General features: G+C 61.2%; 16 protein-coding genes. 9 read left to right on the top strand and 7 right to left on the bottom strand.

Going from position 1 to position 18278, the window contains the following annotated elements; all coding sequences use genetic code 11:
* The first annotated feature begins 4 nt into the window (after positions 1–4).
* Positions 5–871 carry a patatin-like phospholipase family protein gene (locus FHT84_RS17150; RefSeq protein WP_112341096.1) on the top strand — a complete coding sequence of 289 codons (867 nt, stop codon included), beginning with the start codon at positions 5–7 and terminating at the stop codon, positions 869–871.
* 56 nt (positions 872–927) lie between these two features.
* Here FHT84_RS17150 and FHT84_RS17155 read toward each other — a convergent pair whose 3' ends face one another.
* The gene (locus FHT84_RS17155; RefSeq protein WP_113251697.1) at positions 928–2748 is read right to left on the bottom strand and encodes a monovalent cation:proton antiporter-2 (CPA2) family protein; all 1821 of its coding nucleotides are present in this window, start codon (positions 2746–2748) and stop codon (positions 928–930) included.
* Between the two features lie 150 nt (positions 2749–2898).
* On the opposite strand from FHT84_RS17155, the gene FHT84_RS17160 reads away from it, so the two are divergent.
* The 6 genes from FHT84_RS17160 to lpxK all read left to right on the top strand — a co-directional run bounded on the left by FHT84_RS17160 (position 2899) and on the right by lpxK (position 8765).
* Positions 2899–4251 (top strand): TldD/PmbA family protein, encoded by a 1353-nt coding sequence (locus FHT84_RS17160; protein WP_112341097.1) that lies wholly within the window; start codon positions 2899–2901, stop codon positions 4249–4251.
* 26 nt (positions 4252–4277) lie between these two features.
* Complete coding sequence (locus FHT84_RS17165; protein WP_112341098.1) at positions 4278–5087, top strand: 3'(2'),5'-bisphosphate nucleotidase CysQ; 810 nt, start codon at positions 4278–4280, stop codon at positions 5085–5087.
* Positions 5088–5148: 61 nt separating this feature from the next.
* Positions 5149–5394: a DUF4170 domain-containing protein gene (locus tag FHT84_RS17170; RefSeq protein WP_112341099.1), complete on the top strand. Its 246-nt coding sequence runs from the start codon at positions 5149–5151 to the stop codon at positions 5392–5394.
* A 177-nt stretch (positions 5395–5571) separates the two neighbouring features.
* Positions 5572–6891: a lipid IV(A) 3-deoxy-D-manno-octulosonic acid transferase gene (waaA, locus tag FHT84_RS17175; RefSeq protein WP_112341100.1), complete on the top strand. Its 1320-nt coding sequence runs from the start codon at positions 5572–5574 to the stop codon at positions 6889–6891.
* A 12-nt stretch (positions 6892–6903) separates the two neighbouring features.
* The gene (locus FHT84_RS17180; RefSeq protein WP_112341101.1) at positions 6904–7635 is read left to right on the top strand and encodes an HAD family hydrolase; all 732 of its coding nucleotides are present in this window, start codon (positions 6904–6906) and stop codon (positions 7633–7635) included.
* An 83-nt stretch (positions 7636–7718) separates the two neighbouring features.
* Entirely contained in the window at positions 7719–8765 is a 1047-nt protein-coding gene (gene lpxK, locus FHT84_RS17185) for a tetraacyldisaccharide 4'-kinase (protein WP_183763237.1), read from the top strand.
* Between the two features lie 26 nt (positions 8766–8791).
* On the opposite strand, the gene FHT84_RS17190 is transcribed toward lpxK, so the two are convergent.
* Both FHT84_RS17190 and mutL read right to left on the bottom strand, forming a co-directional pair.
* Complete coding sequence (locus FHT84_RS17190; protein WP_069612411.1) at positions 8792–9022, bottom strand: DUF2093 domain-containing protein; 231 nt, start codon at positions 9020–9022, stop codon at positions 8792–8794.
* Between the two features lie 207 nt (positions 9023–9229).
* Complete coding sequence (gene mutL, locus FHT84_RS17195) at positions 9230–11062, bottom strand: DNA mismatch repair endonuclease MutL (RefSeq protein WP_183763324.1); 1833 nt, start codon at positions 11060–11062, stop codon at positions 9230–9232.
* A 342-nt stretch (positions 11063–11404) separates the two neighbouring features.
* On the opposite strand from mutL, the gene FHT84_RS17200 reads away from it, so the two are divergent.
* Together FHT84_RS17200 and FHT84_RS17205 are read left to right on the top strand one after the other, a co-directional pair.
* Positions 11405–13138 carry a response regulator gene (locus FHT84_RS17200; RefSeq protein ID WP_183763240.1) on the top strand — a complete coding sequence of 578 codons (1734 nt, stop codon included), beginning with the start codon at positions 11405–11407 and terminating at the stop codon, positions 13136–13138.
* A gap of 126 nt (positions 13139–13264) precedes the next feature.
* The gene (locus tag FHT84_RS17205; protein ID WP_112341104.1) at positions 13265–14620 is read left to right on the top strand and encodes an EAL domain-containing protein; all 1356 of its coding nucleotides are present in this window, start codon (positions 13265–13267) and stop codon (positions 14618–14620) included.
* Positions 14621–14837: 217 nt separating this feature from the next.
* Here the strand turns inward: FHT84_RS17205 and FHT84_RS17210 are convergent, their stop codons facing one another.
* The 4 genes from FHT84_RS17210 to FHT84_RS17225 all read right to left on the bottom strand — a co-directional run bounded on the left by FHT84_RS17210 (position 14838) and on the right by FHT84_RS17225 (position 18269).
* Positions 14838–15458, bottom strand: coding sequence for a PRC-barrel domain-containing protein (locus tag FHT84_RS17210; protein ID WP_112341105.1), 621 nt, complete (start codon positions 15456–15458; stop codon positions 14838–14840).
* Positions 15459–15811: 353 nt separating this feature from the next.
* The gene (locus tag FHT84_RS17215; protein WP_112341106.1) at positions 15812–16699 is read right to left on the bottom strand and encodes an SMP-30/gluconolactonase/LRE family protein; all 888 of its coding nucleotides are present in this window, start codon (positions 16697–16699) and stop codon (positions 15812–15814) included.
* Positions 16700–16701: 2 nt separating this feature from the next.
* Positions 16702–17337 carry a 2-dehydro-3-deoxy-6-phosphogalactonate aldolase gene (locus tag FHT84_RS17220; RefSeq protein WP_183763243.1) on the bottom strand — a complete coding sequence of 212 codons (636 nt, stop codon included), beginning with the start codon at positions 17335–17337 and terminating at the stop codon, positions 16702–16704.
* On the bottom strand, positions 17337–18269 hold the full coding sequence (locus FHT84_RS17225; protein ID WP_112341108.1) for a 2-dehydro-3-deoxygalactonokinase: 933 nt from the start codon (positions 18267–18269) through the stop codon (positions 17337–17339). The genes FHT84_RS17220 and FHT84_RS17225 overlap by 1 nt, the downstream gene beginning before the upstream one ends.
* Between the last annotated feature and the right edge of the window lie 9 nt (positions 18270–18278).

Raw genomic sequence — 18278 nt, forward strand, 5'->3', positions numbered from 1 at the left:
AGACATGGGCGATTATGCTGATTTCGTCGGCAGCGATTACCCGGTTGCCGCTTCCGGTACGCCGAGCGTCGCAGTCGCCTTCGGCTGCGGCGGTGCGCGGGGTCTCGCCCATATTCATATCATCGAGGCGCTGGACGAGCTTGGTATCCGCCCCGTCGCCATAGCAGGCTCCTCCATCGGCTCGATCATGGGCGCGGCCATGGCCGTCGGCATGAGCGGTGCTGAGATCCGCGATTATACCCTGGCAACCGTCGGCAATCGCCCGGCCGTTCTCAACAAGATCTGGAGCCTGCGGCCGGTCAGCATGCGCAGCATCCGCTTCGGTCAGTTCAATCTCGAACGCATTCTGCGCACCTTTCTGCCGCCGGCCATTCCGGAAAGCTTTTCCGAGCTGCATGTCCCGCTGAAGGTGATCACGACCGATTATTACGACCAGGCGGAGGTCGTCATCGAGAAGGGCGAACTCTTCCCCGTGCTTGCCGCCTCTGCCGCCATTCCCGCCGTGTTCATGCCGGTCAAGCTCGGGGACCGCGTGATGATCGACGGCGGCATCATGAACCCGGTTCCTTACGAGCATCTCGCCGGACTTGCCGATATCATCATCGGCATCGACGTCGTCGGCGGCCCGGAGGGCGGCGGCCGGCATATTCCGAACCGCATCGAAAGCCTGTTCGGCGCAGGCCAGCTCACCATGCAGTCCAACATTGCCTTGAAGCTGCGTCTGCAGGCACCGCAGATCTTCCTGCGCCCCACCGTCGGCCGCACCGGCGTCCTCGACTTCCTGAAGGCACGCGATATCCTCGCCATGTCGGCCGGCGTCAAGGACGAGCTGAAATTCGCGCTCGACCGGGTGATGACGGCGAAGAGCTAGCATTCAGGCAGAAGCGCGGGATGCGGCTTGAGCCAGAAATCGAGAGGCGAAGGTGTCTAAACCCGCTCCGGCTCCTCCTGCGGCAAGGCGACGAGATCGTCGGCATCGCTGTAGGTGTCGGCCGAGCGCTTCGGTTTCACCAGCGGCTCCGGCTTGACCGGGCGGGAATAGAGCATATCGGTGCCTGCCTGCAGTCCTTCGCTGACCTGCAGCACCAGCCGTTGTTCGTCGCGCTTACGAATATCCTCGCCGATCTCATAGGCTTCCGTTTCGCTGACGCCGAGCGCTTCCAGGGTACGGCGGCCGAAGAGCAGGCCGGATTCCAGTGTCTCGCGCAGCTCGTAATCCACGCCCTTGTGCCGCAGCTCGATCGAGTGAATACGGTCATAGGAGCGGACGAATAGGCGCGCATGCGGGTAATCCGTCTGTACGAGCTCGACGATCTTGTTGGTAATCTCGCGCTGATGCGTGCTGACGACGACGATCTTGGCGCGGTCGATGCCTGCGGAGCGCAGCACGTCCTTGCGGGTTCCGTCGCCGAAATAGATGCGGAAGCCGAAGCTCGATGCTTGGCGGATGCGATCGGCGGAAAAATCGATCACCGTCACGTCGCGGCCGCCGGCAAGCAGTATCTGCGCGGCAATCTGGCCGAAACGCGAAAAGCCGATCATCAGCACGTCGGAACCGGCGCCTTCGAAATCCTCGTCCAGTTCCTCCTGCGTGTCGCCTTTCATCAGCCAATTCGAAAGCGCCGCCGTGAGCGGGGTCAGCGCCATCGACAGCGTGACGATGGCGATCAGCATCGAGGCCGTATTGGCCGAGAAGAGACCGCCGCTGGCGCTGGCGGCGCTGAAGAGCACGAAGCCGAATTCACCGCCTTGCGGCAGCAGGCCGGCGATGCGGACGGCATCATTGTGCGGCGAGCCCGTCACGCGGCAGAGCGCATAGATCACGATCGCCTTGATGATCATCATGACCGGCACGGCGAGCAGGATCAGCATCCAGTTATCGAGGATGACCTCAAGTTTCAGCGACAGGCCGACGGCGATGAAGAAGATAGCGAGCAGCACGCCGCGGAAGGGCTCGATATCCGCTTCCAGCTCGTGACGATAAGAGGATTCCGCGAGCATCACGCCGGAGAGAAAGGCGCCCATTGCCATCGAGAGGCCGGCAAGCTGCATCAGCGTCGCCGATCCCATGACGACGAGGAGAGCGGCGGCAATCATCGCTTCGCGTGCGCCGGTGCGCGCGATCACCTGGAAGAGCGGCGTCAGCAGATAGCGGCCGGCGATGACCATGGCCGCTACCGCCCCGATGGCGATCGCAAGATCCGGGAGCGGATTGGTTGTTTCCTTCGGCCCGTCGAGGACGGTGATGAGCGCCAGCAGCGGCACGATGGCAAGATCCTGCAGCAGCAGCATGGAGAAGGAACGCTGCCCGTATTTCGTATTGACGTCACCCTGCTGTTCCAGGATCTGCATGGCAAAGGCGGTCGAGGAGAGCGCCAAGCCGAAGCCGATAATGATGCTGCCCTTCCATCCGGCAATGCCGCCGAAAAAGGCGGCGAGCATCAGGGCGAGACCGCTCAAAATCACCTGCGCCGAGCCGAGACCGAAAATATCCCGCCGCATCTGCCAAAGGCGCGAGGGTTTCAATTCCAGGCCGATGATGAACAACAGAAAGACGACGCCCAGCTCTGCCACGGCAAGCACGGCTTCACTGTCGCCGATGCCGTGCAGGACAGGGCCGATCACCACACCGGCAGCCAGATAGCCAAGCACTGTCCCCAATCCGAGTTTTTTGAAGATCGGCGCAGTAACGACGGCGCCTCCGAGCAGCATCAGGGTTTCGGTGAAGAGGCTATTGGCGGCGGACATCGTCTGTTTCTTTCTATGGGGCAGGCGGTGTTGCGACACATGGTCGTGATAAACGACCATGCGTGAAGGGATTAGAACAAGAATCGGCTTTGCCGCCCTTGATGCTTCATGTAGTGCACAATAAATGGAACGCGAAGGAAAGGCCAAGTCATGACCTCTGAAATCGATTCCGCCACTCTGCTTTCCCGCGCCAGCCAGTTGATCGATCTTGCCCGGAAAGCCGGTGCGGATGCCGCTGATGCCGTCGTGGTGCGATCGAGAGCCCATTCCGTCAGCGTCCGCCTCGGCAAGGTCGAGGGCACGGAGTCTTCCGAGAGCGACGATTTCTCGCTGAGGGTCTTCGTCGGCAATCGCGTGGCCAGCGTTTCCGCCAATCCCGGCTTCGATCTCGACGCTCTCGCCGAACGCGCGGTCGCCATGGCCAAGGTTTCGCCGGAAGATCCCTTTGCCTGCCTCGCCGATGAGGCGGATCTCGCCAAGAGCTACCTTGATCTCGAACTGTTCGACTCGACCGAGGTTTCCACCGGGCAGCTGCGTGAAGCGGCCCTTGCGACCGAAGCGGCCGCACTTGCCGTTCCCGGCGTCACCAACTCCTCCGGCGCCGGCGCTTCGGCCGGCATGGGCGGGCTCGTGCTCGTCACCTCGCATGGCTTTTCTGGCCACTATATGGGCTCGCGCTTCGGGCGCTCCGTCAGCGTCATTGCCGGCGAAGGCACCGGCATGGAGCGCGACTATGATTTCGACAGCCGCCTCTATTTTGCGGAGCTGGATGCGGCCGAGGAAATCGGCCGCCGCGCTGGCGAACGCGTCGTCAAGCGGCTCAATCCGCGCCAGGTTCCGACGGGCAAGAACGTCACCGTCGTTTTCGATCCGCGCGTCGCCCGCGGCTTCGTCGGCCACATTGCCGGCGCGATCAACGGTGCTTCCGTCGCCCGCAAGACCAGCTTCCTGCGCGACAAGATGGGCCAGCAGGTGCTGAAATCAGGCCTCTCGATCACGGACGATCCGCTGATCGTGCGTGGCCCATCCTCGCGTCCCTTCGACGGCGAGGGTGTGTCCGGCAAGCGGCTCGTCATGATCGAGGACGGCGTGCTGCAGTCCTGGTTCCTGTCCACGGCGACGGCGCGGGAAATCGGCGGCGGCCTTAAGACCAACGGTCGCGGCGTGCGCGGCGGCACATCCGTATCGCCCGCGTCCACCAACCTGGCGCTGGAACCGGGCGATATTTCGCCGGAAGAACTGATCCGCAGTGTCGGAACGGGCTTCTATGTGACCGAGCTGATCGGCCAGGGCGTCAACATGATAACAGGCGAATACAGCCGAGGCGCGACAGGCTTCTGGATCGAGAACGGCGAATTGACCTTCCCCGTTTCGGAGGTGACGATCGCCTCCAATTTGAAGGACATGTTCATGCGTGTGACGCCGGCGAGCGATATCGATCGCGATTTCGGTGTCGCCGCTCCGACGCTTGCGATCGAAGGCATGACGCTGGCTGGCCGCTGAAAAAGAGCGGAGATTGGAATTTGTGAATGATCGATAGCCAGAAGGCCGGCCGTTTGAGCGATGTGGACCTGCTCGTGGGTGCAGCGCTCGAGGCGGGCAAGATCGCTCTCGGTTTCTTCCGGCAATCGCCGGAGGTCTGGTGGAAGAACAACGGCCAGTCCCCGGTCAGCGCTGCCGATTTTGCCGCCAATGAGAGCCTCGCCGCCACCCTGCGCTCGGCGCGGCCGGATTATGGCTGGCTTTCCGAGGAAACCGATGACGATGCCGCGCGGCTGAAGCACGCGACCGTTTTCGTCGTCGATCCGATCGACGGAACCCGCGGCTTTCTCTCAGGCTTGGATCTTTGGTGTGTCAGCGTTGCCGTCGTCACCGATGGCCGGCCCGTCGCCGGCGTTCTTTATGCGCCGGCGCTGGACGAGCTGTTCGTGGCAACCGCCGATGGGCCGGCTTTGAAGAACGGCGAGCCGATCCACGTTTCCGAGAGGATCGGTGACGAAGTCCATCGTCTGGCGACCGGCGAGGATATGCTGAAGGGCGTCGATCCGGATTTCCGCAAGACGGTCGAGCGGGTGAAGCACGTTCCCTCGCTTGCCTATCGCCTCGCCATGGTGGCGGACGGCCGCCTCGAAGGAACCATCGTCAAGCGCAACTCGCATGACTGGGATCTGGCGGCCGCCGATCTCATTCTGCAGCGGGCCGGTGGCGCTCTCGTGGATCTCTCGGGCAACGTCCTGCGCTACAATCGCGCCGAGGTATCGCATGACGAACTTTGCGGGGCATCGGCATCGCAATTGCCGGAGTTTCTCCGTCAGCTCTCGCACCGACGAGACGGTTGACCTTTCGGGCAAAATCCCTCAGATGAAGAGCGGAGGGGGACGATAGTAGAAAGAGACGAAAATGACTGATACCAGCGGCAAGAAGCAGCTCCTGCACCTAGTCTTCGGCGGTGAACTGGAAAACCTCGAAGACGTTCAATTCCGCAATCTCAACGAGCTCGATATCGTCGGCATGTATCCCGACTATGCGAGTGCGCTGACGGCATGGAAATCCAAGGCGCAGCAGACTGTCGACAACGCTCATATGCGTTATTTCATCGTCCATCTGCATCGCTTGCTCGATCCTCAGGAAAAAGCGGCATCCTGAGGCCGCATCAGCGAAATTGCATTTGATATCTCCAGTCGGTGAGGCGTTCTCGCTTTAAATCCGGCCATGAAGCAGTATCCTTGACACAATAAGAACGAAAATTCGGCTGCTTATTCGGCCGTCTGACAATCGGGATTTGGCATAGATGATGATCAGCTGGGATAGGAGGCGATCGAAATGAGTAGCCTCAGGGCGCGTCTTGCCTTGAGCGCCTATCGTTTTGGCGGGATCGCGGTTTATCCGTTCATCGGGCCTTATCTTGCCGTTCGCGCGGCGAAGGGCAAGGAGGAGGGTTCCCGCAAACTGGAGCGTTCCGGTTATGCGAGCGCCAATCGTCCACAAGGGCCGTTGATCTGGTTCCACGCGGCAAGTGTCGGCGAGACATCTGCCGTCATTCCGCTGATCCGTGAAATCCGTCGCCGCGACATTCACGTCATCCTGACGACGGGCACGATCACTTCGGCCAAGGTCGCACATCAGCGCCTAGGTGAAGAGGTCATTCATCAATACGTGCCGCTCGATCTCAAGCCTGCCATCAAGCGCTTCCTCGAATACTGGCAGCCCGATTGCGCTATTTTCGCCGAATCCGAGATCTGGCCGACGACCATCACGGAGCTCGGCCGCAGACGCATTCCGCAGATCCTCGTCAATGCCCGCATGTCGGATCGCTCCTTTGCCCGCTGGAGCCGCCATCCTACGCTTGCCGAGGCGCTGTTCGAAAACTTGGCCCTGGTCGTGGCCCAGTCGGATCTCGACGCAGAACGCTTCCGTGATCTCGGTGCCGTGCAGGTGATCAGGTCGGGCAATCTCAAGGTGGACACGGACGCGCCGTCCTACGATGCGCCGACGCTTGCCGGCTACATGAAGCAGGTCGGCGACCGCAAGACATGGGCTGCGGTCTCTACTTTCGACGGTGAGGAAAGTGCCGCGGCATCCGTCCATAAGATGCTGAAGGAGCACAACGGCCAGCTCACCATCATCGTGCCGCGTCATCCGGAGCGCTGCGACGCGATCGAGGCTATGCTCGTTGAACAGGGCCTGAAGGTGGCGCGTCGCACCCGCAACGATATTCTCTCGCCGGATGTCGACGTCTTCCTTGGCGATACGATCGGCGAGATGGGGCTTTACCTGCGGATGACGGAAGTGGCCTTCATGGGCAAATCGCTGTTCAACGAGGGTGGCCAGAATCCGCTCGAGCCGGCCATGCTCGGCTGCGCGATCCTGACGGGCGGCCATGTCCAGAATTTCCGCGACTCCTATCAGTTGCTCGCCCGCCGCGGCAGCGCCCGTATGGTACGCGATACCGAGATGCTGGCGCGCGGCGTGCATTATTTGCTCACCAACGACACGGCGCGACGCAGCATGATCGATGCCGGCTTCGCAGCCGTGCATGAAATGCGTGGTGCACTGGCAGCAACGGTGAAAGGGCTGGAGCCCTATATCAATCCGCTTTCAGTGAAGGCGCGACTGATGCCGAAGACGATGGCGAACGGTTAAGAAGGCAAGGGCATGACGGCGGTCAAGCTAGGAGCGATTGCGGGCATTCTTTTCGACAAGGACGGCACGCTGCTCGATTATGATCAGAGCTGGCTGCCGGTCAATCGCGAGCTCGCCAGGATTGCCGCTCAGGACGATCCCATTCTCGCCGATCATCTTCTCTCCGCCTGCGGCATGGATCCGATCACCGGCCACATCGTTCCGGACAGCCTGCTTGCGGCAGGTAATACCCGACAGATTTCGGAGGGGCTGGTGGCCGCCGGCTCGAAAGTGGATGTCGCGGAATTGGTGGAGAAACTCGATGCGCTTTTTGCGCATGCGGCCGATTTCTCCTCGCCCGTCACCGATCTTTCGGCCTTTTTCCGGCGGCTGCATGAGCGCGGTTACAAGCTCGGCGTTGCCTCCAGCGACAATGAGCGCTCCATCCGCCAGACGGCGCGCCGCTTCGGCTTCATCGATTATCTCGATTACATCGCCGGCTATGACAGCGGCTTCGGCACCAAACCGGAGCCGGGCATGGTGCTCGGCTTCTATGCGGCAACCGGTCTTTCGCCGGCACAGGTCGCCGTCGTCGGCGACAACAATCACGACCTTCATATGGGCCGCAACGCCGGCGTCGGCCTGACCGTCGGCGTGCTGACGGGCACCGGCTCGCGCGAGACGCTGACGGGGGCATCGGACTATTGCCTCAACGACATTACCGAGCTGGAAGGCCTGCTCATGCCCGCGGCGCAATCGGCCTGATCGTGGCAATGGCTTGCTTTTTCACGCAATCTGCCTTTTCTTGCGGTTCGTCGCAGGCACAAGAATAGGGCTGGATTAGACGCATGGTATCGGAAGCCCCACCTTTCTGGTGGCGAAAGCCGGATTGGCGTGCTTGGGGGCTCTCACCCTTTTCCTTCCTGTATGGCCGTATCGCCGGGCATCGCATGGTGAATGGCAAACGCGCCTCCGTGCCGGTGCCTGTTATCTGCGTCGGTAATTTCACGGTCGGCGGCGCCGGCAAGACGCCGACGGCGCTTGCGCTTGCCCAGGCTGCCAAAGCCAAGGGGCTGAAGCCAGGGTTCCTCAGCCGCGGCTATGGCGGTTCGCTCGACGTCACCACGATCGTCGATCCCTCGCATCATCATGCCACGGCCGTTGGCGACGAGCCGCTGCTGCTTGCCCGTGAGGCGCTGACGGTCATTGCCCGTCGCCGGGCCGATGGCGCGGAAAGGTTGGTGCGGGAGGGCGCCGACCTCATCATCATGGATGATGGTTTCCAAAGCGCGCAGCTTGCGATCGACTACGCGCTGGTCGTGATCGATGCCGGCAGAGGCATCGGCAACGGCCATCTCGTTCCAGGCGGCCCTGTGCGTGCGCCGCTGCGCACACAGCTTCTTTATGCATCCGCTCTCTTGAAGGTGGGTGAGGGCACTGCCGCCGATCGCATCGTTCGCCTGGCGGCGAGGGCAGGGAAGCCCTTCTTTTCCGCAAGCGTCAGGGTGCGTGGGCAGGAGGATTTGCGCGGCCGCAAGGTGCTTGCCTTCGCCGGCATTGCCGATCCGGCCAAGTTCTTCCGCACGGTCGAGACGCTGGGGGCCGACATCGTAATCGCGCGCAGCTTCGGCGATCATGAACATCCCGGTGAAGACGATGTCTCCGACATGCTCGACATAGCCTCGCGCGAAGGGTTGGAAATCGTCACGACATCGAAGGACTATGTGCGCCTGATCGGCCATCATGGGCGCGCCGACGAATTGCTGCAGCGCTGCAGGGTAGTCGAGATCGACATGGTCTTTGCCGATCCGCAGGCGCCGGCTCTGATTATCGACAGGGCCATTGCAGCCGCCCGCGAGCGTCGACTGCGGGAAAAGCGCGGCAAAACGGCTTAAAACTAGATCAGCTGCTCAGCGAGAAATCAGCGCTTCTGATTGGGCAGCGCGCCGGCGCGCTTTTCGGCTTCGAGCGAGGTGATGACGTCGGCATAGGGCTCCTGGCGGGCAACGCTCCAATAGCGCAGTTCATCGAGCGCGATATGTTTGCCGGTCATGGCGCAGACGACATAGGAGCCAGGCATCAGGATTTGGAAATCGCCGTCGAGATAGCGAACTTTCGCCTCGCGGTTTCCATGTCCTTCGAAAAGATTCATCTGACGCCGTCCTTGATCTCTGTCATCTGTTTGCCATACCGCACTACAGCGCCGCCCGTCAAATATGACGCGTAAAGGTCGCTGCAGCACTTTAAATCTGCTGCATAATTCTATCCCCAAATCGACTTCGACATAACGATAAAATTATGCAGCGGGGGAGACTTTTCCAGAGCATTCCCCGGAAAGTTCCTTTCGAAACGGCTGCCGTCAGCTGCGCCCGAAGAGCCGCTCGATGTCCGAAAGCTTCAGCTCGATATAGGTCGGCCGTCCGTGATTGCACTGCCCGGACCCGGGCGTGGCCTCCATTTGCCGTAAAAGCGCATTCATTTCTTCCGGTCGCAAGCGCCGGCCCGAGCGCACCGAACCGTGGCAGGCCATGGTCGCGGCCACATATTCCAGCTTGGCGGCAAGGCCAGAGGCGGTATCCCATTCGGCGATCTCATCGGCCAACTGCCGGACCAGGCCCTGTGCGTCGACCTCGCCCAGCATGGCCGGCGTTTCCCTTACGGCGACTGCTCCTGGCCCGAAGCGTTCGATGGCGAGCCCCAGCTCGCCGAGTTCCTCGGCAAACACCATCAGCCGGTCGCAATCCTCCTCGGGCAAGTCGACGATTTCGGGAATGAGCAGCACCTGCGAGGACAGCCGCTTCGAATGCAAGGCCTTGCGCATGGCCTCGAACACCAGCCGCTCATGAGCTGCATGCTGATCGACGATCACAAGCCCGTTCTCCGTCTGGGCGACGATATAGTTCTCGTGCAGCTGCGCGCGGGCGGCACCCAGCGGAAAGCGCGCCGGCTCCTCGGTTCGCATTGGTTCCACCGGGGGCGCCACTTCGGCGCGCGCGGTGGGCATGGCAAGTCCCTCGAAGGCGGCCTGCGGTCTTTCGGCAAATCCGTAGCCTGCCGTTGCCGCCGCTCTTTCGTAGGGACGGGACGGTGACGTTTCGGCCGCCCAAGGGGCCGGAGCTGGCGAGGGTCGCCAACCCGGCTGGAAGCCGGAACGACCGGCGGTGAAGGCGCGCAGCATGCCGTCCGCGCCGGTCGTAGCCGCGCGGTCGCCCTCGCGCGCCAGAGCTTCTCGAACGGCACCGACGATCAGGCCGCGCACCAGCCCCGGATCGCGGAAGCGCACGTCGGATTTCGCCGGATGCACGTTGACGTCGACCAGCGCCGGATCGAGCGTCAGCGAAAGCACGGCGATGGGATAGCGTCCGGCGGGGATGGTTTCGGCATAGGCGCCGCGGATCGCCGAAAGGATCAGCTTGTCCTGCACCGGCCGGCCGTTGACGAAGGCATATTGATGGGCGGAGTTGCCGCGGTTGAAGGTCGGCACGCCGGCAAATCCGGTCAGGCTTACATCCTCGCGCTCGGCGTCGAGCGCGATGGCATTGTCCTTGAATTCGGCGCCGAGTACCTGCGCCATGCGGGCGAGATGATCATCGCCGGTCGCCGGAAATTCCAGCGTCGAGCGGTCGCTGCCCGACAGCACGAAACGGACGCGCGGAAAGGCAATCGCCATGCGCTTGACGACCTCGGTGATCGCGGCCGCCTCCGCCTTCTCGGTTTTCAGGAATTTCAGGCGCGCCGGCGTCGCAAAGAACAGATCGCGCACCTCGACGATCGTGCCGGGATTGGCGGCCGCCGGGCGCAGATACAGAACCTTGCCGCCGGCAACCGCGATCTCCGCGCCGCCAGTTGCACCCATCCTGCGGCTCGCGATCGAAAGCTTCGCCACGGAACCGATGGAAGGCAGGGCTTCGCCGCGGAAACCGAGGGTGCGGATATCGTCGAGCGTTTCGGATATCTTCGAGGTGCAATGACGGCGGACAGCAAGTTCCAGATCCGCCTCTTCCATGCCGGAGCCGTTGTCCGTCACACGCAGCAGCGCCTTGCCGCCGCCGGCAGTCGCGATCTCGATGCGCGTGGCGCCAGCGTCCAGAGCGTTTTCGATCAGCTCCTTGGCAGCACTTGCCGGGCGTTCGATCACTTCACCGGCGGCGATCTGGTTGATCAATGTTTCGGAGAGTTGCTTGATGGCCATGGCGTCATTGTCGTGGATTCGCGGCGGCGTGGAAAGAGGAAAGGCGATCGGCCCGCCTTCTTTCACCGTTTCCGCCTCTGGGGCTTTGTTAAGAAATTTAATCAATGCTTAAGGGAATGATGACAGGTTGTAGGAGAGAAGCTTGAAATGACTACAGGTGGCGCGCTTCGTGCGTGCCGACGGCTCTTGATGGCAGGTTGGTGGCCGTCAACTTTCATGAGCCAGGCGCCATCTGCTTCAAGTACACAGGCCAGCATGCAACTTTTCAAACATCCCTTTATCGAGCAGGCCACCCGTCGGTTTGCCCTGCTGTAAAACTGGTTGAGCGTAGGAATCGGACGAATGACTGCCGAGATTGACAAGGCAGCCCTGGCAAAGGCGACTGCGGATGCGTCCTTTGGCGGCAATCTGCAGGCGATGTTCTTCGATGCTTTCTGTGACGGTCTTTCCAGCGCGTTCTTTGCCTATGACAAGAACGATCTGCTGCTGTTCGCCAGCCGCCAGGTTCTGAATTTCTTCCCGATCCAACCGGAATACCTGCGGCCGTCGACGCGATTGCGCGACTTTCTCGGTGCCGTCTTCGACACGGGCATGCGGCCTCTGGCAAATCAGGCCAAGACGGCCGCCAACCGCGATAGCTGGATATCGCAGCGCATTGCCTCGCACTGGCGGGAACGCTTCGAGACGACGGAGCATTTCACCGATGACCGTTGGGTGCGCATCAGCAAGCGGCGGCTGTCTTCCGGCATCGGCTTCTGCATCATCTCCGACGTCTCCGACGTCAAGAAGCGCGAAGAGCAATGGCGCGTCGACATGGAGCGCGTGCAGCTGACCGAGGATATTCTCGATAACCTGCCATTCCCGGTATTCGTCAAGGACGAAAACCTCGTCTATGTCGCGGTCAACAGGGCGTTCTGCGAAAAATACCAGACGGCGGCCGATGAGGTGCGGGGTCGCAAGAGCATCGATCTCTTTTCCACGGATCTTGCCAATCGCTTCCACGAGAGCGACCGGCATGTGATCGAGACCGGCGAGATGTCGATCTCGCGGCAGCGCCAGATTGCCCGCGACGGCATCGAGCGCGATATCGTGACGCGCAAGCAGCGTATCGGCAAATCCGGCCGCTATTTCCTTGTCTGCACCATGCAGGATCTGCCCAAGGATGGTGGCGATTTCGACGAATTCGCGCTTGCCTCGCATATCCGGGAAAACAGCGACCGCTCCTATCGGCGTGCCTATGTCCCCATGGCCGCGTTGCAGACCATTTCGCGCCGTCCTGCCGCCATGGAGACCTTCGTTCCGGAAAGTTTCAGCGGCCGCAAGGTTCTCGTCGTTACGCCTGACTTTGCTGCAGAAACGGCGGCGTTGAAGACACTCGAGAAATACGGTTTCGAGGCTTGCGTCGTTCATAATGAGAACGAAGAGGCGGCGTTTCTGGACGTGGCGAGTGCGCACGGCGTCAAGATCGATCTGGTCATCGTCGACAACCAGCTGGGCAAGCGCGGCATCGAGCTGGCCGAACGGCAGAACCTTGCCGCTCTGTCGTTGGATGGTTCGCAGCTTGCCACGGAACTTGCCTTTCTGATCGCTCGCCATGTCAACCGCAATATCCGCGGCGAGCCCGGGGATGTTACGGAAGCGGGGCTCTTGCCGGAATGGCGTCGCACGGCCGGTGACGATCGTCGCGCACAGATCCTCGTCGCCGAAGATAACGACATCAATCAGATCGTCTTCTCTCAGATCCTGGAAGGTTTGGGATATAGCTATGTGATCGCTGCAAGCGGCGACGAGGCGGTGCGGTTGTGGCAGGAGCATCGCCCGGAGCTGATCCTGATGGATATTTCGCTGCCCGGCCTGAATGGCTTCGAGGCCGCAAGGCTGATCCGCAATGCGGAGAATGGGGCCGGCTCCCATACGCCGATCGTCGGTGTGCTGACGCAGGCCTTCGAGCGCGACCGCAAGGAGTGTGGGAATGCCGGCATGGACGATGTCATCCTGAAACCGGTCAGTCCCGACATCATCGAGATGGTGTTCCAGAAGTATATGCGCAGTCTCCACAAGGCGCAAAATAGATAGATGTTACAAGGAGATCGTCGGTGACGACAACTTATCGCCGGCATTGAATCACCGTCCTCCCGCTATTCTTTGTTAAGACTTCGCCGTCATGCTTTTTAGAGGGTGGAGAAAACGTCGGGACCGCATATGAAATCGGCTGAAACGCTGCCAGGGCCAGTCAGTCAGGAGCCACAGGCAATCGCTTATACCGATCCGCTCACCGGATTGGGCAATCGACATCGTATGCGCGAACGCACGCGCTCGATTTCGCTCGAGCGGGCCAGCGATCCGGCACCCTTCACCATCGGCATCGTCAATCTGGATGCCTTCAAGCCGATCAACGACCTGTTTGGGGTCGAAGCCGGCGACGAAATTCTCTGCCAGGTCGCGCATCGCCTCAAGGCCTGCATTCCCGATGGAGCGACGGTGACGCGCCATGACGGCGACGAATTCGCCTTTGTTCTTCCCTTGGTTTTCGAGCGCGTCGGAGCCGAGAAGTTCGGGCAGATGATCCGCGAGGTGCTTTCGGCACCCTATGATCTCGGCGATCGCAATGTCAGGCTTTCCGCCTCTTTCGGCTTCGCCATCCATCCTTTCGCCGGAGAGGAATTCGACGACCTCCTGAAGAATGCGGAAACTGCGCTTTACCGTTCCAAGCGTCGCGGCCGCGGGCAGATCACCGTCTATTCCAGAGAAATCGCTCAGGAAATGAAGCGCGCGACCCAGCTTGAGCAGGCGCTGCGCAATGCCATCATTTCGGATGCCATCGATGTGCATTTCCAGCCAATCGTTTCACTCGCCAACAACATGGTTGTCGGCTTCGAGGCACTCGCTCGCTGGAACGATCGGGACCTCGGCTTCGTCTCCCCGGCTGTCTTCGTGCCGCTCGCCGAGGAGCGCGGCTTCATCGATGCCTTGTCCGAAACGCTTCTGCGGAAGGCGGCAGAGGCGGCGCTTTCCTGGCCGCGCGAGCTTTTCCTGTCCTTCAATTTGTCTTCGGCGCAATTGATGGATCCCGGGACCAGCAGCAGCATCCTTGCCATCCTTGCGCGCGCCGGCCTCGATCCACATCGCCTCGAGCTTGAAATCACCGAAACGGCGGTCATGAGTTCGGCCGACACGGCGCAACGCATCATAGCCGATCTCCGCGCCGCGGGTGCGCGCATCTCGCTCGATGACTTCGGCACCGGTCAATCCAGCCTCGGGCGCTTGCGCGAATTCATCTTCGACAAGGTTAAGATAGACCGCGCCTTCGTCTCTCGCATGAATTCGGATCGGGTGTCCGAACATATCATCAAGGCGGTGCTGGCCATGTGTGAGGGGCTCGAACTGCGCGTGGTGGCGGAAGGCATCGAGGAATATGCAGAAGCGGCGAAACTGAAGGCGCTGGGCTGTGCCATGGGGCAGGGCTATTATTTCGGCAAGCCGGCCGACAGCGCCGCGACCCTGCGTTATCTGCAAAGCCACTATTTGGAACTCAGCAACGAACGCGAGATCGCCTGAAGCGCAACGCGATCTTTCAGATTCACTTCCCGCGCTTCAGGCCTTTGATCTTGGGCATGTCATTGTCGCAAAACCGCTGCACACTTTTGCGCGGTATGCTTGAAGCCAAGTTCACGAAAGGTGCGCAGCGGCTTTTCGTTCCGGAAAACAAAGAAAGCGGCGGCCGGGGAAGGGCCGCCGCTTCTGCATTTCGCCTGACCGTTATTTTATTTGAGCATTATTTGTTGGTGGTCGACGAAGTCGTAGTGTTGTCCGTCGCCGGCATTGTCGACGTACCCGCCGAGCTTGCCGCCTTGTCGGAAGCCTGCATTGCCAGCGTCTTGAATTCCGGCGCGGCCTTCAGCGAGTCGGCCGTTTCGGTCGTCGTGAGCTTGACCGTGCCGTCCTGCGGATTCTGCGTCGCATTGATCTTGTCGAACGGTACGGCGACGTTCTTCTGGCCGATGCCAAGGAAGCCGCCGACGCCGACGATCGCGGCGACAACACCGCCCTGCTTCTGCAGGATCAGGTCGTTGATGCTACCGATGCTTTCGTTCTGACCATTATAGACCGACTGGCCCATATAGGTCTTGGCACTGATCTGATCAGCCGACTGTGTGGTCAGGTAGCCGCTGGCCTGTTGAGTGCCAGTCGGAGCGGGCGCCTGAGCCTTGGTCTCCGGCGTCGAACTATCCGGCTTTGCGGCGTCCGGCGTTGCAGGGGCCGATTGCGTCACCGGCGCGTTGCCGGTACCGCCGTTCGACGGTTGCTGCGCCTGAGCGTACGCCATCGGCGAAAGCACCGAGGCGGTGGCAAAGATTGCGCCTGCAGCGACAGAAGTGAAGAGTTTCCCAGTCATCGTGAACCTACCTTTCATTCTGATGGGCATGCTTTATCGGATGCGCATGCTTACCAGCGCGAGTGGAACCTCCGTTTACCGACATTCATCGTGTCGGTTATAAAGGCAAATGGTTCACTGAGGTTTTGGTTCCGTCAAAAGTTGCAGAAGTCGGTGGCTGCAAGTTGAAAATGAAGGGAACCGAACATGAAAACAATAGGTTGCCGTTTCAAAAAACAACCTGAGGGACTGGCTGAACTAGAAAAGAGATCGATACGGATTCAGATTTTTTGCAAACCAGTGGAAGCTGATAGGGTGTCGATCGTCAAAGCAAATCCCTCTTCAAGTACGGAGCGCCTGAAGAGGGATTTCAATCACAGTTTGTATTTCGGGTCGAAGACGCCCTTCACGGTCGGGCCGAGTTCCAGGAGCGCGCCGGCCTGGGGTTGCATGGAACGGGCTTCGTCGTCCAATCCTTCCCAGGCGGTCGTCACTGCCAGCCGGTCGGCATTCTTGCCGATAAAGGCCGGGCAGGAAGGTTGCATGGCGGGAACGCGATAACGTTCGATGCGCAGGCCGTCCGGGCTGTATTTATCGACGAAACCGGAGCCCCAGCGCGCGTTCCAGATATAGCCATCGGCGTCACAGACCGAGCCGTCGAGCCCGCCCGGATCTTCCATGCTGTCGACCATGACGATCGGCTCGCCCGTCGGAAGCCCCGTCTCCGGGTCGACGAGAACACGCATGAGCTGGCTGACACGCGTGTCGGTGAAATAGCCGATCGTGCCGTCGGGCGAAAAGCAGATGGAGTTCGGAATGCTGATCTGATCGAAGATCTTGGTGACCTTGCCGCCGGCGACATGATAGATGGCGCCCGCCTGCATCTCCGCGCGCTTGCCCATGGTGCCGATCCAGAGCGACCCGGAAATATGCGTGCGCCCGTCATTGGAGCGGTTCTCCGGCTTGTCGGCCTCGATGGCCGCATAAAAACTCAGCTCGCCGGTCGCGATGTTGCGAAGGAAGAGGCCCTGTTCCGTGGCGATCATCTGCCGTTCCGCATCGACGCGGGCCAGCACGCTTGCCATCATCGGCAGCTGGTGAACCTGTTTCTTGCCCGTCGGCAGGTGCAATTCGTGCAGTTCCTTGCCGAGAATATTGAACCACCAGACGGTGTCCGTGTCGGGGTCGTAAGTCGGGCCTTCCCCCAGGACGGAGGACGTGTTGCAGAGAATATTGCCCTGAAAATCATGGATATCGGTCATAGTCAGGCTCCTATGGCTGCATCATAGGCATAGATGGTGGCCTTGGCGCGTTCGGCAACCTCTGCCGCGGTCATTCCAGGCTTGTAAAGGCTGGTGCCGAGACCGAAAGCCAGAATGCCTGCCTTGGTGTAATCGGCAAAATTCTTGTCCGAAACGCCGCCGACCGCGGCGATGACGAGTTCCGGCGGCAGGACCGCGCGGATGGCGGTGATACCGGAGGCACCCAGCACGCCGGCAGGGAAGAATTTAAGGCCGGTGGCACCGGCGCGGGCGGCGGAAAGTGCCTCCGTTGCGGTGAATACGCCGGGCATCGTTACCATGCCCTTGTCGCGGGCACGGCTGATGACCACAGGCTCGACATTCGGCGTGACGAGCAGCTTGCCGCCGGCGCTGTCCAATCGGTCGACATCCTCGACCGTCAGCACCGTGCCCGCGCCGATAAGGCAACCGGCGGGCGCCATCTTGGCCGCGGTTTCGATGGACCGGAAAGGCTCCGGCGAATTCAGCGGAATTTCGATTGCCCCGAAACCGGTCTCGATCAACGCACCGACGATATCGGCCGTTTCTTCCGGCTTGATGCCGCGAAGAATGGCAATGAGCGGACGTTTCATGGGCGGGAAGGGGATGCGGGTGGTCATCAGCTTTTGCTTTCTTTTTTGAACCATATCGCTTCGGCTGCGGCGGAAAGGCCGCGACGGACGGCGGCGTCGGCGTCGATGGTCTTGTAGGTGAGAGATAGGGCGCGGAACGCATCCTCATAGAGAGCCTGCAGGCGGCCGGAAGCGACAAGCGTAATCGCCGCGTTCTGCGCGGCTGACGCAAGCGCACCGGCAATTTCCGCTCCGATCAGGGTTCCTGATATCAGCGCCTGCGCACCGGTTGCGGTCAGTCCGTGCAAAAGCTGGCCCGAACGCGCGGTGAACAACAGGTTGGTCGCAAGGGCAGGTTTGTCGAACGCCGTCCTGAGGGCCGTCTCGAATGCCTTTGTATCGGCAGGCTGATCCGCCGCGCCGGCAACGGCATGCGACAGTATGCTATGCTTGGTAATGACGTCGAAGAGCTCGCCGGTCATGAAGGTGGAGAAGCCCGTCACCTGGCCATCAAGCACGCGCACCCATTTCGAATGCGTTCCCGGCATGCAGACGAGCTGTTCGCCCCTCACATCGGCGGCGATCGTGCCGAGCAGCTGCGTTTCCTCGCCGCGCATGACGTCGGGTGCCTGCCGGCTGCGCTGCGCAAGGCCCGGCAGGATGCGGATGTCGCGGGATTGCCCGGGCACGGAAACGGCGCCGGTGAGGATCGCGGCAAGCGATGCCGGCGTGTCGATATATCCGGCCTCCACCCAGCCTTGGCGCGCTCCGGCCATGCCGCAGACGAGGACGGGTATGGTGTCCGGTGCGGACACTGCGTCCAAGTGGACCTGCAGGACCTTGGCAAAGCCCGCCTGGGCCGCCGTGGTCATGCCTTCGCCGCTCCGGCGCTCTGCCAGAATGCTTCCGTCGTCGCCGATCAGCCACAGACGGAAACTGCTGGTACCCCAGTCCACCGCGACATATGCGGGCTTGGTCATGAGAAATGC

Source organism: Rhizobium sp. BK289, from assembly GCF_014193575.1.
GTDB lineage: Bacteria > Pseudomonadota > Alphaproteobacteria > Rhizobiales > Rhizobiaceae > Rhizobium > Rhizobium tropici_C.

What these genes read in the sequence shown, in the direction of transcription:
- FHT84_RS17150 (WP_112341096.1), top strand. Translation starts at nt 5, where the DNA reads ATGGGCGATTATGCTGATTTCGTCGGCAGCGATTACCCGGTTGCCGCT.
- FHT84_RS17220 (WP_183763243.1), bottom strand. Translation starts at nt 17,337, where the DNA reads ATGACCACCCGCATCCCCTTCCCGCCCATGAAACGTCCGCTCATTGCC.
- FHT84_RS17215 (WP_112341106.1), bottom strand. Translation starts at nt 16,699, where the DNA reads ATGACCGATATCCATGATTTTCAGGGCAATATTCTCTGCAACACGTCC.
- mutL (WP_183763324.1), bottom strand. Translation starts at nt 11,062, where the DNA reads ATGGCCATCAAGCAACTCTCCGAAACATTGATCAACCAGATCGCCGCC.
- FHT84_RS17200 (WP_183763240.1), top strand. Translation starts at nt 11,405, where the DNA reads ATGACTGCCGAGATTGACAAGGCAGCCCTGGCAAAGGCGACTGCGGAT.
- FHT84_RS17210 (WP_112341105.1), bottom strand. Translation starts at nt 15,458, where the DNA reads ATGACTGGGAAACTCTTCACTTCTGTCGCTGCAGGCGCAATCTTTGCC.
- FHT84_RS17160 (WP_112341097.1), top strand. Translation starts at nt 2,899, where the DNA reads ATGACCTCTGAAATCGATTCCGCCACTCTGCTTTCCCGCGCCAGCCAG.
- FHT84_RS17155 (WP_113251697.1), bottom strand. Translation starts at nt 2,748, where the DNA reads ATGTCCGCCGCCAATAGCCTCTTCACCGAAACCCTGATGCTGCTCGGA.
- FHT84_RS17225 (WP_112341108.1), bottom strand. Translation starts at nt 18,269, where the DNA reads ATGACCAAGCCCGCATATGTCGCGGTGGACTGGGGTACCAGCAGTTTC.
- FHT84_RS17205 (WP_112341104.1), top strand. Translation starts at nt 13,265, where the DNA reads ATGAAATCGGCTGAAACGCTGCCAGGGCCAGTCAGTCAGGAGCCACAG.
- FHT84_RS17180 (WP_112341101.1), top strand. Translation starts at nt 6,904, where the DNA reads ATGACGGCGGTCAAGCTAGGAGCGATTGCGGGCATTCTTTTCGACAAG.
- FHT84_RS17165 (WP_112341098.1), top strand. Translation starts at nt 4,278, where the DNA reads ATGATCGATAGCCAGAAGGCCGGCCGTTTGAGCGATGTGGACCTGCTC.
- lpxK (WP_183763237.1), top strand. Translation starts at nt 7,719, where the DNA reads ATGGTATCGGAAGCCCCACCTTTCTGGTGGCGAAAGCCGGATTGGCGT.
- FHT84_RS17170 (WP_112341099.1), top strand. Translation starts at nt 5,149, where the DNA reads ATGACTGATACCAGCGGCAAGAAGCAGCTCCTGCACCTAGTCTTCGGC.
- waaA (WP_112341100.1), top strand. Translation starts at nt 5,572, where the DNA reads ATGAGTAGCCTCAGGGCGCGTCTTGCCTTGAGCGCCTATCGTTTTGGC.
- FHT84_RS17190 (WP_069612411.1), bottom strand. Translation starts at nt 9,022, where the DNA reads ATGAATCTTTTCGAAGGACATGGAAACCGCGAGGCGAAAGTTCGCTAT.